Annotated in this window: 13 protein-coding genes and 1 pseudogene; 5 read left to right on the forward strand and 9 right to left on the reverse strand. The window is 37.1% G+C overall.

Going from position 1 to position 13,805, the window contains the following annotated elements:
- Positions 1-2: 2 nt before the first annotated feature.
- The 7 genes from MMY79_RS04400 to MMY79_RS04430 all read right to left on the reverse strand — a co-directional run bounded on the left by MMY79_RS04400 (position 3) and on the right by MMY79_RS04430 (position 7,258).
- Positions 3-383, reverse strand: a complete 381-nt coding sequence (locus MMY79_RS04400) for a GtrA family protein (protein ID WP_004790598.1) — start codon at positions 381-383, stop codon at positions 3-5.
- Positions 383-1,363 carry a glycosyltransferase family 2 protein gene (locus MMY79_RS04405; RefSeq protein WP_252612263.1) on the reverse strand — a complete coding sequence of 327 codons (981 nt, stop codon included), beginning with the start codon at positions 1,361-1,363 and terminating at the stop codon, positions 383-385. Before MMY79_RS04405 ends, MMY79_RS04400 begins: the two co-directional genes overlap by 1 nt.
- Positions 1,360-2,154 (reverse strand): ChbG/HpnK family deacetylase, encoded by a 795-nt coding sequence (locus MMY79_RS04410; RefSeq protein WP_252612265.1) that lies wholly within the window; start codon positions 2,152-2,154, stop codon positions 1,360-1,362. Before MMY79_RS04410 ends, MMY79_RS04405 begins: the two co-directional genes overlap by 4 nt.
- A 259-nt stretch (positions 2,155-2,413) precedes the next feature.
- A complete protein-coding gene (locus tag MMY79_RS04415) occupies positions 2,414-3,505 on the reverse strand; it encodes an ABC transporter permease (RefSeq protein WP_252612267.1) in 1,092 nt (363 codons plus the stop codon).
- Complete coding sequence (locus MMY79_RS04420; RefSeq protein WP_252612269.1) at positions 3,502-4,632, reverse strand: ABC transporter permease; 1,131 nt, start codon at positions 4,630-4,632, stop codon at positions 3,502-3,504. Before MMY79_RS04420 ends, MMY79_RS04415 begins: the two co-directional genes overlap by 4 nt.
- Before the next feature lie 3 nt (positions 4,633-4,635).
- Positions 4,636-5,757, reverse strand: coding sequence for an efflux RND transporter periplasmic adaptor subunit (locus MMY79_RS04425; RefSeq protein WP_252612271.1), 1,122 nt, complete (start codon positions 5,755-5,757; stop codon positions 4,636-4,638).
- Between the two features lie 13 nt (positions 5,758-5,770).
- Positions 5,771-7,258, reverse strand: coding sequence for a TolC family protein (locus MMY79_RS04430; protein WP_252612273.1), 1,488 nt, complete (start codon positions 7,256-7,258; stop codon positions 5,771-5,773).
- Between the two features lie 385 nt (positions 7,259-7,643).
- Here MMY79_RS04430 and serC point away from each other — a divergent pair, with 385 nt between their 5' ends.
- Entirely contained in the window at positions 7,644-8,723 is a 1,080-nt protein-coding gene (gene serC, locus MMY79_RS04435) for a 3-phosphoserine/phosphohydroxythreonine transaminase (protein ID WP_252612274.1), read from the forward strand.
- Positions 8,724-8,961: 238 nt separating this feature from the next.
- On the opposite strand, the gene MMY79_RS04440 is transcribed toward serC, so the two are convergent.
- Positions 8,962-9,903: a hypothetical protein gene (locus tag MMY79_RS04440; protein WP_252612275.1), complete on the reverse strand. Its 942-nt coding sequence runs from the start codon at positions 9,901-9,903 to the stop codon at positions 8,962-8,964.
- A 246-nt stretch (positions 9,904-10,149) separates the two neighbouring features.
- Here MMY79_RS04440 and MMY79_RS04445 point away from each other — a divergent pair, with 246 nt between their 5' ends.
- The gene (locus tag MMY79_RS04445; RefSeq protein WP_252612276.1) at positions 10,150-10,638 is read left to right on the forward strand and encodes a YaiI/YqxD family protein; all 489 of its coding nucleotides are present in this window, start codon (positions 10,150-10,152) and stop codon (positions 10,636-10,638) included.
- Between the two features lie 7 nt (positions 10,639-10,645).
- Positions 10,646-11,554, forward strand: a complete 909-nt coding sequence (locus tag MMY79_RS04450) for an EamA family transporter (protein WP_252612277.1) — start codon at positions 10,646-10,648, stop codon at positions 11,552-11,554.
- A 29-nt stretch (positions 11,555-11,583) separates the two neighbouring features.
- On the opposite strand, the pseudogene MMY79_RS04455 reads toward MMY79_RS04450, so the two are convergent.
- Positions 11,584-11,688 (reverse strand): annotated as a pseudogene (locus MMY79_RS04455) (PilZ domain-containing protein); the annotation flags it as partial.
- 125 nt (positions 11,689-11,813) lie between these two features.
- On the opposite strand from MMY79_RS04455, the gene MMY79_RS04460 reads away from it, so the two are divergent.
- Both MMY79_RS04460 and MMY79_RS04465 read left to right on the forward strand, forming a co-directional pair.
- Entirely contained in the window at positions 11,814-13,049 is a 1,236-nt protein-coding gene (locus MMY79_RS04460) for a lipoprotein-releasing ABC transporter permease subunit (protein WP_016137327.1), read from the forward strand.
- Positions 13,042-13,728, forward strand: a complete 687-nt coding sequence (locus tag MMY79_RS04465) for an ATP-binding cassette domain-containing protein (RefSeq protein ID WP_004643715.1) — start codon at positions 13,042-13,044, stop codon at positions 13,726-13,728. Before MMY79_RS04460 ends, MMY79_RS04465 begins: the two co-directional genes overlap by 8 nt.
- Positions 13,729-13,805 lie beyond the last annotated feature (77 nt).

Below are 13,805 nucleotides of genomic sequence, written 5' to 3' on the forward strand. Positions count from 1 at the left end.
CCTTAATGTTGAAATGCAAAAAAACGGTTAAGTAAGAAAGTCACAATTGATGTCAGGACAATAGCTACACAAACCAAAGTTGAAATAGGGGTGCTGAAATACAGATTAGAAAGCAAGAGAAAGCTCTCATTAAATAAAAAGCCTAATCCAGCGACTAACGTAAATTTGGGTAATGTTTGTCGATGAGAAATATGCTGGGCTTTAAAAGTAAAAATACGATGCCCAAAATAGCTCACCCAATAGGCAAGTAAAAAGGCGACTAAATTGGCATACTGCAATGCAATGTTTCGTTTAAACAAGAGCATGACAATACTGTAGTGCGTAAGTGCTGCTGCGGCCCCAGTCGTGGTAAACCGCGCGAGCTGAAAAATATGAGCAAACATTAGAAACTAGAGAACGTGTTTTCTGAGTGAGTGATTGGGTGTTCTTGCTTAATACGAGAATGTTCGGTTGAAACAATATATTTTGGTCGATTTTTAACTTCTGCATAAATTCGGCCAATGTATTCACCTAAAATTCCAATGAATAACAATTGAATGCCACCTAATAGCGTCATGCCTGCTGCAAGAGTTGCCCAACCAGGTACAGAAATTCCTTCAATCAGGGTTTTAATAATGATCCAGACACCGTAACTCATAGCGCCTAAAGCCAATAGGGCACCTAGATAAATACAAATTCGTAAAGGTAAATCTGAAAACCCAGTTAAACCAGACATTGCTAGATTAAATAATGCTTTCACGTTAAAACTAGAACGACCATGTTGACGATCTTGTTCTGAGAAATTGATTCCGATACTTTTAAAACCGACCCATGCATAGAGGCCTTTCATATAACGATTTTTTTCTGGAAGTTGTTTAATCGCTTCGACAACTTTTGCATCAAGAAGTCTGAAATCACCAGCATTTTCAGGAATATCAATAGGAGAGCTTAAGTTTAGAATACGGTAGTAACCTTGGGTTAGAGTCCGTTTTAGCCATGATTCAGTGGTACGATTACGAATGCCATAAACCATGTCATAACCATTTTTCCAAAGGTTAATCATGGTCGGAATTGCTTCAAAAGGATGTTGAAAGTCAGCATCAATGAGCAGTGCAACTTCACCATTTACATGGTCTAAACCTGCGCTTAAAGCAGCTTCCTTACCAAAATTTCGCGATAGTTCCAGCACAACTAAAGGATAATCTTCGATCATCGTTTGCAAGATCGGAATAGTATCGTCTTTGCTGCCATCATCGACCACAATAATTTCATAGCTAAGATTTTGTTGCTTTAAGCTGTTTGCTAAAGCTGGAATAAATGTCTTTAAATTCTCTGCTTCGTTATAAGCGGGAACAACGCAGGATAAAAAAGGTTTTGTGCTCATTGCATTGCCCCTAGTCTGGTAAGTTGGATGCCATTTTTCTGGCAATCAAGAGGGAACTGATCAGAACAAAAATATTGGTATTCTTGGATACGTGCATACTGGATTGGATCTTGCTCACTTGGTGTAGAAAGTGAGGGATGACACATAATCAGTAAGTGATCTTTTGCTTGAGCAAGCCAATATTGGTTCAGTTCGGCATAATCAGTTTGTTTAAAGTCATAGATACCAGCGAAATATTCATTTTGGCTAAACTGGTAGGTTTGGCATGCTTTTGCTAAGGCATTTGATCCAAGTGCAGAAAGCATATGAGTTTTAAAACGATAATGGGGTAGATAAATTGGATGTTGTAAATTACGTATCCAACCAGTAAATTTTTTCTCTTTTAAAAGTTGCAGCAAAATATCCCGTATAAACGGAAATTGATGAATATGTTGGTGTCCATCAATAAAATCGGGTTGTTTTCCCATGACTGAAACAAATGCATCCCATTGTTCTTCAATACATTGGGTAATTAATTCACGGTTAAGATTTGATGACCATGCGCGAAACATAAGTGCAGGTAAGGAAAAAACCGTATTACCTGAAGTAAACGCATGAGTGAAATTTAAGTGTAAACCAATGTCAATTTGATTCGATAAAGGTTTAAGTTTGGCAGCAGCAGTTTCCCAGAGCTCAGATTGGGTCATACATGAGGTCGCTTGAAGAGCTCCTCTTTCAATTAACTGAATAATTGCATTAGATATCTCTGCATTCATTGCAAAGTCATCTGCGCAATAACATACCTTTGCCATATCAAATTCCGTCATAGAACAGGGTAGCAGAGTTACCCTTTTAGGCTGCTGAAAAACTAGACAGTTTTACTATGAAGAAATTTCCTTAATTCCAACTTAAAGTTTTTTTAAGGTTTTATGACAATTGTTACTAATTAATAATTTGAATTTATTGGTTTTTTTATATTTTTATGGTCAATCGTTTTTAAGAAATGACTTTTAACTATCAGATTTCATAGTAAATAAAAATATAATTTATGCTCCAAGTTCAGTTGACTCTTCACTTGGAGGCTTTTAAACGTGAATATGCCCAGATTAAAAAAATAAGGCCGATTGTCGCAAGAAAAATCAGTTTTGGTACAACCGTTGCTAAAGGAACACCCATCTGGTTAAGTTGTACAAACATTTGTACACCATGTGTCGATGGTAAACACCACGCAAACCATTGTAACCATTCAGGCATTGCTTGATGTGGCCATGCAGCGCCAGTTAATAAGAATAGGGGTACAGAACTAAACACAATAATATGTCCGGCACGTTCTGGCATGTCTAAAAGTGAACCAATCAACATGCCTAATCCAATCACACAACTAATAAAAATTGGAACGGCAATGAGTAGGCCTATAAAATTTCCACCATGGGGGTAGTCATTGAACCACAAGGTAAAACCAAAAAGATAAAAACACCCTAAACAACCAATGGTAAATATACTTGCGAAAATTCCAGCGAAGCGAACAGCTGTAATTTTTTGGTGTTGCTCACGGTAGCTTGCAATCAACATTGCTAAACCTAGCACAATCGTTTGATGAATAATTAAAGATGCAACAGCCGGGAAAATATAACTTCCATAGCCTGAAAGGGGGTTAAACAAAGGAACTTGATGAATAGAAAGCGCGGGTTGGAAATGTGTGCGCTCTCCAAATTTTTCAACATATTCTTTTAAGGTCGCTTCAATGGATGTAGCTAAGCCTAAACCAATTTCTTTAGTTTTTAAAAAGTTGGTTGTACTTAAATATAAGCCAATTCCGCCTGTTTCTCCACGGCGTAAGCTTTGCGTTAGGTTACTTGGTAAAAGTAAAATACCATCGGCTTTTTGTTCACGAACCATTTGTTCCGCTTGTAAAAAATTGCTTGTAACGGTAACAATATGAACATGCGGGCTATTTGCACTTTGACCGATTAATTGGGAAGTTAAGAGGCTTTGTTCTTCATCAACAATTACGATTGGAATTGATTCTGCCCGCTCAGCTTTATATGCAGTAGGGTAAAAAAAACTATAAAGAATGACCGATAAAATCAGAGTTGTGAAAACTGAACTGTTTCCTACAATATCTTTAAATGTTTGCAAATATGCCTTTAAAAATTCTTTCATTGCACTGCTCTCCCAATTAATTTTTTAAGCAGTAGAGAACTTAAAAAGAAGTAAATAAGGCAGTAGCCAATGAGTATTAAAAAAGGAATCATTGAAATGAAAACTGGACTTCCAATCACCCATTGTTCAGTTTGCAGCTTGGCATAAGGGGTATAGGGAATAATCAGTGACCAAAACTTGGTGAAAATAGGGGCATTATTCAAAGGAAGAGTAACGCCTGCAAAACTTAAAGAGGACCCGCCATAGACAGCGATAAAGCCAAAAGTTTTACTTAAATTTTTGGTTGCTAAAATAACTGTGCTGCTAATCAAAGCGTAAGCAAAATAAAGTAGAAACTGTGCGCATAGCAATAAACTAAGAGAACCTGCTACGAACCAACCACGGATTTCAACCAGCCAAAACATCCATAACCATGTCCAGAAACAGAAAATAAGACTATAAAGCAAATTTTTAGCCAATAAGCCTTGAAGAAAACTTTCTCGGTTTACCCAAACCGTTAATGTGCCACGTTTAAGTTCTTGTCCAATGGCAAAGGCAACACAGCAGCATAGCAACAGATGCAATACGGCAGGCACCATAAATGGCTCTAAATAAAACTCATAGCTCATGCTTGGGTTATAAAGCGTCGAGATTTTGACATGAGCGGTAGGAACATCTAAATAGGGAATATTATTGACTAGATAACTCTGGCCTGCATAGTCTGCTAAAGCATTGAGGGTACTGACCAACATTGCGGAGGAAATGGTATTCCCGACACTAAAAAATGACTGGTTAAATGCAATATTAATTTGAGCATCTTGCGCTTTCACAAAGCGTTTTTCAGCGCCGTCTGGAATGAAAACATAGCCCCATATTTTGGTTTCATTGAGTAGTTGTTCCGCTTCAGTGGAGCTTGCCGTAATTGTTTTAATCTCTACCGTATGATTCAATGAAAGATACTTTTCAATATTACGGCTGAGTTCACTTTGGTCCTGATCAATAATCGCAATCGGTAAGTGTTCAGCTTTACCTGCGTAAAACATGCTGCTAAACATAAAAATGATAAAAGCGGGGATGAGTGTCACCATACACAAATCCCATTTATTGCTTTTTAGATAGTTTAGTTCACGTAATATACTGGCAAACATGCTTTATTTTTCTTCTTTAATTTTAAATAGAACACTCATCCCAACTTTTAAATCTTGCACTGGACGCTCAGGTACCAGATGTAATTTAAAGCTACGAATATCATAGCCTCCAGTTTGGCGAGTCGTTTTAATGGTGGCAAATTCACCTTCAGCATCTATATTCTTAATTTTAAAATTCACATTCTGATTAAGTGCTGGAATGAATCCTTCAAGGGTTTTATTTTTATAAACAGAGGCATATTGATTTTCACCCACGTTTAAACTTACCCATAAATCATCATCTTCTAAAATGCTGACAACAGGTACACCCATAGCGACTAATTCTGAAGGTTTACCATAAGTTTTTGAAACCGTACCTGAAATAGGGGAGAGTAAACGTGTCTCTTCCTCTAGTGCTTTTGCTTCACCTACAGCTGCTTTTGCAATTTCAACCTGTGCATCTGCCGTCGATTTTTGTTGGCTCGTACTGCCACGTTTCGCACGAGCATATTGTTGATAAGAGGCTTCGCTTAACTCTTGAGCAGAAGTTTGTGCCGCGAGCATTTCATCTCGTCTTTGACGTGAAATCACACCTTGTCTATATAAATTTTCACCACGTTGGTAAGTAGTTTTTGCAAGGTTTGCTTGTGCTTTCGTGCTTTGCCAGTTGGCATAAAGAGTATCGATATTTTCTTGTTGAGAACCGCGATCTACCGTGGATTGAAATGCCAAAGCTGATTGTAAAGTAGCCAAAGCTTGTTGTTTTTTAGCTTCTATTTCTGGGCTAACCAAACGAACAAGCGGCTGACCTTTAGAAACTTTCTGGCCTTCTTGTACATAAATTTCTTCAATACGACTCGGAACTTTTGTACTTACGTGAATAGTTTCGGCTTCAACACGACCTTGTAATTCAATAGGCTTTGGCTGATAACTTTTCCACAATCCAAAAATAATTACACCTAATAGGGCAATAATGATTACACCAATAATCAGTTTAATTTTTGAATTTTTAGGTGGTTTGGAGTCACTTTGATTTGTGCTTGATTCTTGCTGATCACTAACTTGATCATCTTTTTGAACTTGGTTGGTTTCTGCCGTATCCGCAACAGGAGCATCTTGTTCTGAATGAGCTGAGTCTTGATTCATTTTATACTCCCCCTTAACGGATATAGTCAGTATATGGTTGATTAACGTAAGCTTTAAACTGGTCAATTGAACCGTGACTTTGTAGTAAGGTCGCGAGTGACATGACATATTTATAAGCATTTAAAGCCATTTCAGTTTTTAACGCGCTTAATGCATTTTGTGCATCAATCACTTGGGTTGCTGTACCCATTCCTTCACGGAAAGAAAGCTCTTGAATACGTAAGTTTTCTTGAGCCGCATTTACGTTTCTTTGTAAGAGTTGATGACTTTGCTGAGCAGAGTTGAGTTCGTTATATGACTTATTTAAAAGAGCTTCGACCTCTTGTTTAGTTCGTTCAGTCATGAGTTCAGAAGCATAGCGCTTCAATTCGGCAGCGTGAATATTCTTATTTTTATCTACACCTGAAAATAGGTTGTATTTTGCCATTACACCGACAATCCAGTTTTCATTTTTATCAAGAGCATACTCACCAAAGACAAAAAGACTTGGTTTATTTGCAGCTTGTTGAGCTTGAATATTTACATTAGCCAGTTGAGTATCCATCTGCATTTTTTGTACAAGACTAGATTTTTGCGAATAACTGGTTAAAAGAGATTCTAGAGTTTGGCTTGGCGTGTTGTTTACAAATAATGGTGTACTTAAATCTATATTATTTTGTTGATGTAAAAGATTATTAAGACTAAAACGGCTGGCATTTAAGTTAGCTTGAGTATTTTGTAGAGTACGTTCCGCATTATTACGCGCTACTTCAAATTGCATGCGTTGCCCCTTACTAATAAATCCTTGTTGTTCGAGCTTTAGGGCATTGCTGTAATGTTTTTGCATCGCATTAAAGTTAAATAAACTACTTGCGACCAGTTGCTGCTGTAATTGGACATTAAAATAACTTTGTACCACTTCAAACCGCTGTATATCTTGTTGTTGCTGGCTTGAAAGCTCTGAACGCTGTGCTTGAATATTTGCTATTTTTTTTGCACTTGTGGTTAATCCACCTGTATAGAGTGGCATAACGACTGAAATAGAAGGGCGTATAACCTGATCTTCAATAGTCAGATTCGCATAATCTGGAAATCGATTTATACCATCATGGATAGTTTGATTTGCGCCTTCTTGAACTTGTCCTAGCACATCTGATGGAATGACATTGTTCCACTGTGAAAGTTTGTCATTCAGCCCTTGGCTTAAATCATTCTCAAGTTTTTGTTTAAAAGAGCCAAGAGGTACATCTGTTTCACTATGAAAGGCATATGCTCTGACATTTAAATCAACTCGAGGTAATCCGAGGCCCTTTACGGCTTCAGCTTCTAATTGAGATGCTTGCTGTAACGCTTGATTGGCTTGAGTACTATATGAGCTTTTCAAAGCTTGTTGTTCTGCTTCAGCATAACTTAAGCTTTGAGCATATAAATGATCAGTAAAAAAAAGACCTAAAGCCAAAGCAAGTTGTTTTGGTTTAAATGAAAAGGGAAAAATAGACTGTTTATATCGATGTACTGGCATTTTAAATAACAATTTTTTGGCATCCCTTATAGTTTAAATTTCTTGTTATTAAATTCAATTATCATATTGTTTATTATACATTTGTATAAAAACATTTTAGTTTTTAGCTCCTTTAATTATTGAATTACTAAGCCAATATTTTTGTAATACCCATCAAGGTATGTGAAATTATAATCACAAGTCAAGTTGATCTTTTTGCTTAAAAATCTTTTTAAATTTTGAAGGCGATAATTAAAACTATGGAAATAACGACAACAATAATTGAAAAAATAAACCTAAATACAGTCCAGCATTGAAATATTTGCTTGAGAAGCTGCTGCAAGCTTAAGCAATCTGTGGTTAAATGCCATTTTTATTGTGTTTGACTTTATACAAAGGAAAAATCATGCGCGCGTACAATTTCTGTGCTGGTCCTGCTGCATTACCTACTGCCGTTTTAGAAAAAGCTCAACAAGAATTGTTGGATTGGCAAGGTAAAGGTCTATCCATCATGGAAATGAGTCACCGTAGTGCTGACTATGTTGCTGTGGCTGAAAAAGCTGAAGCAGATTTACGCAAGTTAATGAATATTCCAGAAAACTATAAGGTACTGTTTTTACAAGGCGGTGCGTCATTACAATTTTCTGCGATTCCTTTAAACCTTTTAGGTAAGAACAGTAAAGCTGATTATATTGATACTGGCATCTGGTCTGAAAAAGCGTTAAAAGAAGCAAAACGTTATGGCGACATTAATGTTGTAAATGCTGGTATTAAAGTAGATGGTAAGTTCGCAATTTCTGAGCAAAGCGAATGGAATTTATCTGATGATGCAGCCTATGTACATTATGCAGATAATGAAACAATTGGTGGTTTACAGTTCGCAGGAATTCCTGATGTAAAAGCTCCACTCGTTTGTGACTATTCATCAAGTATTTTATCTGCTCCATTAGATGTGACCAAGTTTGGTTTGATCTATGCTGGCGCACAAAAAAATATTGGTCCTGCTGGTTTAACAATTGTCATTATTCGTGATGACTTACTTGATCAAGCTAAGCCAGAAATTCCAAGCATTTTAAAATATGGTGATCAAGCGAAAAATGGTTCTATGGTAAATACACCATCAACTTACGCTTGGTACTTGTCTGGTTTGGTATTTGAGTGGTTGCTAGAGCAGGGTGGGGTAGATGCTATTCATAAAGTTAACCTTGAAAAAGCTCAGTCATTATATGGTTATATCGATTCAAGCGATTTCTATAACAACCCGATTGCAATTCCAAACCGTTCAATTATGAATGTACCGTTTACGTTGGCAGACGAAGCTTTAGACAAGCAATTCTTAAAAGAAGCTGAAGCAAACCATTTGTTGAATTTAGCTGGACACCGTTCTGTCGGTGGTATGCGTGCAAGTATTTACAACGCAGTACCTTTAGAAGGTGTACAGGCATTAATTAGCTTTATGGATGATTTTGCAAAGCGTAATGGTTAAGCAAATCAAATAAATAAAGCCCTCAAATGAGGGCTTTATTTTTAAATAAATTTTATGAATTAAAAGGTACTAAACCAAACTGGTGCATGAATATAGCTGCTAAAAACATACCCAATACAAAAAAGCAAAACGCACCAGTATCGACCTTTACGCGCAGGCTACTAGATTGAATGAGGCTGGTGGTTTGTTCGGGTATAATCTTCATTCAATAACCTAATTATTAAAATATTAGTGAAATTCAATTAGTTTCACCCTTTTTAGCACAAATAGTCGCTTGAATCCAGATATTGCCGCGAATATATTCGCCAATATTAAAGTTTTTATACAAATCGTTTTTGGTTGCAATGCGCACTAATATGGCAGGAAGATCATCTTCTAAAACCAAAGTAACATCATAAAGGGTATATTCTGCCCCCATAAATGTCATAGAAGTTTTGCCAACAATATTACCTTGGAACCATGCTTCATCTTCTTGACCAAGATTTTCACCATATAAATAAGCAACCATTTTAGAAAAATCAACGGTTACAGGTTCTTGATCTTCTGGGGTTTTTGGTTGCCATTCATTAATAAGTTCCTGTAAATTTTCAGGAGCAATACCATTATGTTCAGTCAAAATCGCATTTAATGCACGGTGATGTTTAATTGAGGCTGGATCATCAACAACGATTTTTTCGCCTGCTGGAACAGGTTCTAATTCATAAGCCCAAGCATTAAATTGAACTTGATAATCTTGAGTTTTGTCATATTGACAAGCGTTAACGCTAAATAAATTATCAAATGCATAAACCGTTGTATCTTTATTTAGTTTTAAACTTAAAACTGCTTGGGTCGCAGAGTCACAAGTAATGATACGTTCAATTTTCGCATTATATTGATATGGACTTTCAAAACTTGGAAAGGCTGTTTTGAGCGCTCGAGGTTTTTGATTTTCAACCGCAATAATCTGGTTGATCGTAACTTTTTGGTTTTGTGGGCCTTGAATCAACCAAAAAGATTGATCCATATCTTCTTCATGTTCACATAAGCCCATTGGCATTACAGGTGCATCAAGTGCTAGTCCTAACCATTTTGGTACATCTGTTTCAGGATGGGACGTCAATAAATTCCAATGTTCGCCATGACTACCAAAATTTTGGTCATTTACTTTAATTACTTCTGGACTGTTTTGATTTTTCATAAGCACGATGCTGTTGGGTTCACATTACTTGTTATATTAAATCGAGGGTGTTTACTGTTTTTCAAGTCACCATATGTAAATTCTCTTGTAAAAGCACATATTTAGTCATTTAAAGATAGATATTGCTTCTATTTATAAAATAAAAGGTAGATCTGGCCAGTAAAAAACTTAAACACCAAATTAAAAATAAGTTTAATGCTTATTACTATTCACCTTAGAAAAGCATCTGTTAGACTTATATTTTTAGTGGAAATAGAGAATAACGTGCTGCCATTTAAACTATGGGTAGACGCAGATGCCTTACCAAGAATCTTACGTGAAGTGATTTTGCGCGCATCAGATCGTTATCAGTTAGAAGTTATCTTTGTTGCTAATCAAAATGTTGGTATTACACCTTCTGTTCGCATCAAGTCAATACAGGTTTTAAGTGGTGCTGATCAGGCCGATAAAGAAATAGTCGATCGTATGATTGAGAATGACATTGTCATTACGCAAGATATTCCACTAGCTGCTCAAATTATTGAAAAAGGCGGCGTTGCCATTCATCCCCGAGGCGAAGTCTATACAACCGCTAATGTTAAGGCACGGTTACATCTGCGCGATTTCATGGATACGCTTCGTGGTGCCGGTGTACAAACGGGTGGCCCACCGCCTATTTCCGAGCGAGATAAGCGTGAATTTTCAAGTGCACTAGATCAAACAATTTTAAAGCAGAAACGTAAAACAGCTAAGTGAGCATCGCATGCCATCGCAAACCAATTTGGCTTTAACCTATGCCTTGTTAGTGTTTATTTGGGCAACCACTCCATTGGCTATTGTTTGGAGTGTGTCTGATTTACATCTTATGTGGGCATTGTTGTTACGCTTTTTTATTGCATTACCTTTAGCCGTGACCATATTACTGATTTTAAGAACACCTTTTCCGACTCATCGACAAGCAATTCATAGTTATGTTGCTGGATCTTTTAGTTTAATTGGTTCTCAAATTTTTACCTATGCGGCTACTCAATATTTAAGTTCAGGCATGATTGCGCTTATGTTTGGTTTAGCGCCTATTATGGCTGGACTTATTGGGCGATTTGCATTTGGCCAACAACTTTATAAGTTGCAATGGCTAGGTATGGCGATTGCGGTCAGCGGATTGGCTATCATTTGTTTAAATGGTACAAATCAGCATGTGCATCCGTTCGGCATTGTCCTCATGCTGATGAGTGTATTTGTCTATTCTTTTTCAATTTTTTGGGTCAAGAAAGTTAATGCACAGATTCAGCCTATGGCTCAGGCAACAGGTTCTATTTTAGTGTCTTCAATTTTGGCAAGTTGTCTTATTCCATTTATTTGGCAATATGCACCAACACATTTTCCAGAAGCTAAATCTTTATTTGCCTTAATTTATACGGTACTGATGGCTTCATTAGTTGCCATGTTTTGTTATTTCAAGCTTATACAAAATATTCAGGCAACAACTTTATCTTTAACAACGGTAATTACGCCAATGTTAGCTATGATGATTGGAGCAGCTTTAAACCACGAACAACTGTCGATTATGGTCTTTGTGGGGGCTTTGATTATCTTGTTTGGACTATTTTTATATTTCTATAAAGACATTCAAGCAAATCGAAATTTTGTTCGACATATTAAGTCTAAATAGGAGAAGATTTGGGTAATTTGTTGAGCTTATTCATTAAATTGTTCTAATTCGTAGCGAAATGCATGATCAAATTGATCTCCCAACTTAAGTAGTAGAAAATAGCGCAGCAATATAATATTAGGATTGTTAAGGGAAGGTCAGAACTTACTGATTTTTAAACCTTAATACAGCATCTAACGATATGGCCAAATAGTAGATGTCGACGTAATTTGACTTTAGCATCTGCTATTTCCCATCAATCACCTTGGATTTAGAAGGTATGTTTAAACCAATCTCACTGTATATAGGGTTGAGATATACTCGCGCAAGACGCAGTAATCATTTTATTTCTTTTATTGCATTGGTTTCGATGATCGGTTTGACACTAGGTGTCGCTGTGCTGATTACGGTACTTTCTGTGATGAACGGTTTCGATCGCGAATTGAAAAACCGTGTTTTGGGAATGGTGCCGCAAGCGACAGTTTCATCTACACAAATCCTCACGGATTGGCCTGAACTGGTAAAACGAGTTGAACATCATCCACATGTAACTGGGGTTGCACCTTTTACCCAATTGCAAGGTATGTTAACCGCGCAAGGTCAAGTCGCTGGTATTATGGTGACGGGTATTGATCCAAAATATGAAAAGAATGTATCTATTATTCAAAATCATATTGTTGCTGGTAGCTTAGATTCACTGAAAAAGGGTGAGTTTGGTATTGTTCTTGGTAAGGATATGGCCGATTCATTAGGCTTGCGTCTAAATGACAGTGTGACATTGGTTTTACCTGAAGCAACGCCATCTCCAGCGGGTGTAGTACCTCGTTTCAAGCGTTTTAAAGTAGTTGGTATTTTTAGTGTAGGTGCAGAGGTTGACTCTATGGTGGGTTATATCGCCCTCTACGATGCTTCAACCCTATTACGCTTACCAGATGGTGCCCAAGGTGTCCGTTTAAAACTAGATGATATTTTTGCCGCGCCACAAGTTGCAGATGACTTGGTGAAAAGTTTGCCAAGCAATTTTTATGCAACGAATTGGACCTATACGCATGGTAATTTGTTTAATGCCATTCAAATGGAAAAAACACTCGTTGGTTTGTTACTTGTACTTATCATTGTTGTTGCAGCATTTAATATCGTTTCATCATTGGTTATGGTGGTAACTGATAAAAAATCAGATATTGCTATTTTACGTACATTAGGTGCTTCGCCATCAATGATTACTAAAATATTTATGGTGCAAGGTACTGTTATTGGTGTGATTGGGACAGTTGCTGGTACGGTTTTAGGTGTAATTTTGGCTCTAACCATTAGTGATATCATTTCATGGTTTAACAATGTGTTGGGCTTAAATCTATTTGATGCTTACTTTGTGCATTACCTACCTTCTTATTTAAGATGGCAAGATGTGACTATTATTGTGACTGTGTCTTTACTTCTTAGCTTCTTGGCAACGATTTATCCGGCACTTCGTGCGGCCAAAGTTCAACCTGCCGAGGCACTGCGTTATGAGTAAAATTGTTTTAGAAGCAAAAGATATCTATAAACATTTTGATGATGGTAAATCTAAGGTTGAAGTCATTAAAGGTCTTTCTTTACAAGTTGAAGCAGGGCAGTTTGTTTCGATTGTTGGTGCGAGTGGTTCAGGTAAAAGTACATTGCTTCATGCGCTAGGCGGTCTCGAGCAACCAACACAAGGTCAAGTATTTTTAAATGGTCAGCGTTTTGATAATTTAGGTGAAGCTGAGCGTGGTTTTCAACGTAACAAATACCTTGGTTTTGTTTATCAATTTCACCATTTGTTACCTGAGTTTACTGCGCTTGAAAATGTGGCAATGCCACTTATGCTTCGCCCAGATAGCCAATACAAATCAGTAAAAGCACAAGCTGAATATTTACTAGATCGAGTGGGATTATCTCATCGTATGGATCATCAGCCAGGTGAGCTTTCGGGCGGTGAGCGCCAACGTGTTGCTTTGGCTCGTGCTTTGGTCACTCAACCTGCGGTTGTTTTGGCTGATGAACCAACAGGAAACCTTGATCGTAAAACAGCTCTAGGTATTTTTGAATTACTGACTGATCTTAAGAAAGAACTCAACATGGCTATGCTGATTGTGACTCATGATGAACAGTTGGCTCAGGCAGCAGATTCAATCTTGCATATGGAAGATGGTCTTTGGGTGAGCGGTTCTTAAAAAATTGTCATTAAATCACATTGTTAAAGCCCACTTAGTTGGGCTTTAATTTTGCCCTAAAAAGATAATGATATGAC

Origin of the sequence: Acinetobacter sp. XS-4 (assembly GCF_023920705.1) — a bacterium.
Taxonomy (GTDB): domain Bacteria; phylum Pseudomonadota; class Gammaproteobacteria; order Pseudomonadales; family Moraxellaceae; genus Acinetobacter.

Bases quoted from the DNA above. Each gene is read 5' to 3' on its own strand.
- MMY79_RS04400 (WP_004790598.1), bottom strand. From the start codon at position 383: ATGTTTGCTCATATTTTTCAGCTCGCGCGGTTTACCACGACTGGGGCC.
- MMY79_RS04405 (WP_252612263.1), bottom strand. From the start codon at position 1,363: ATGAGCACAAAACCTTTTTTATCCTGCGTTGTTCCCGCTTATAACGAA.
- MMY79_RS04410 (WP_252612265.1), bottom strand. From the start codon at position 2,154: ATGGCAAAGGTATGTTATTGCGCAGATGACTTTGCAATGAATGCAGAG.
- MMY79_RS04415 (WP_252612267.1), bottom strand. From the start codon at position 3,505: ATGAAAGAATTTTTAAAGGCATATTTGCAAACATTTAAAGATATTGTA.
- MMY79_RS04420 (WP_252612269.1), bottom strand. From the start codon at position 4,632: ATGTTTGCCAGTATATTACGTGAACTAAACTATCTAAAAAGCAATAAA.
- MMY79_RS04425 (WP_252612271.1), bottom strand. From the start codon at position 5,757: ATGAATCAAGACTCAGCTCATTCAGAACAAGATGCTCCTGTTGCGGAT.
- MMY79_RS04430 (WP_252612273.1), bottom strand. From the start codon at position 7,258: ATGCCAGTACATCGATATAAACAGTCTATTTTTCCCTTTTCATTTAAA.
- serC (WP_252612274.1), top strand. From the start codon at position 7,644: ATGCGCGCGTACAATTTCTGTGCTGGTCCTGCTGCATTACCTACTGCC.
- MMY79_RS04440 (WP_252612275.1), bottom strand. From the start codon at position 9,903: ATGAAAAATCAAAACAGTCCAGAAGTAATTAAAGTAAATGACCAAAAT.
- MMY79_RS04450 (WP_252612277.1), top strand. From the start codon at position 10,646: ATGCCATCGCAAACCAATTTGGCTTTAACCTATGCCTTGTTAGTGTTT.
- MMY79_RS04460 (WP_016137327.1), top strand. From the start codon at position 11,814: ATGTTTAAACCAATCTCACTGTATATAGGGTTGAGATATACTCGCGCA.
- MMY79_RS04465 (WP_004643715.1), top strand. From the start codon at position 13,042: ATGAGTAAAATTGTTTTAGAAGCAAAAGATATCTATAAACATTTTGAT.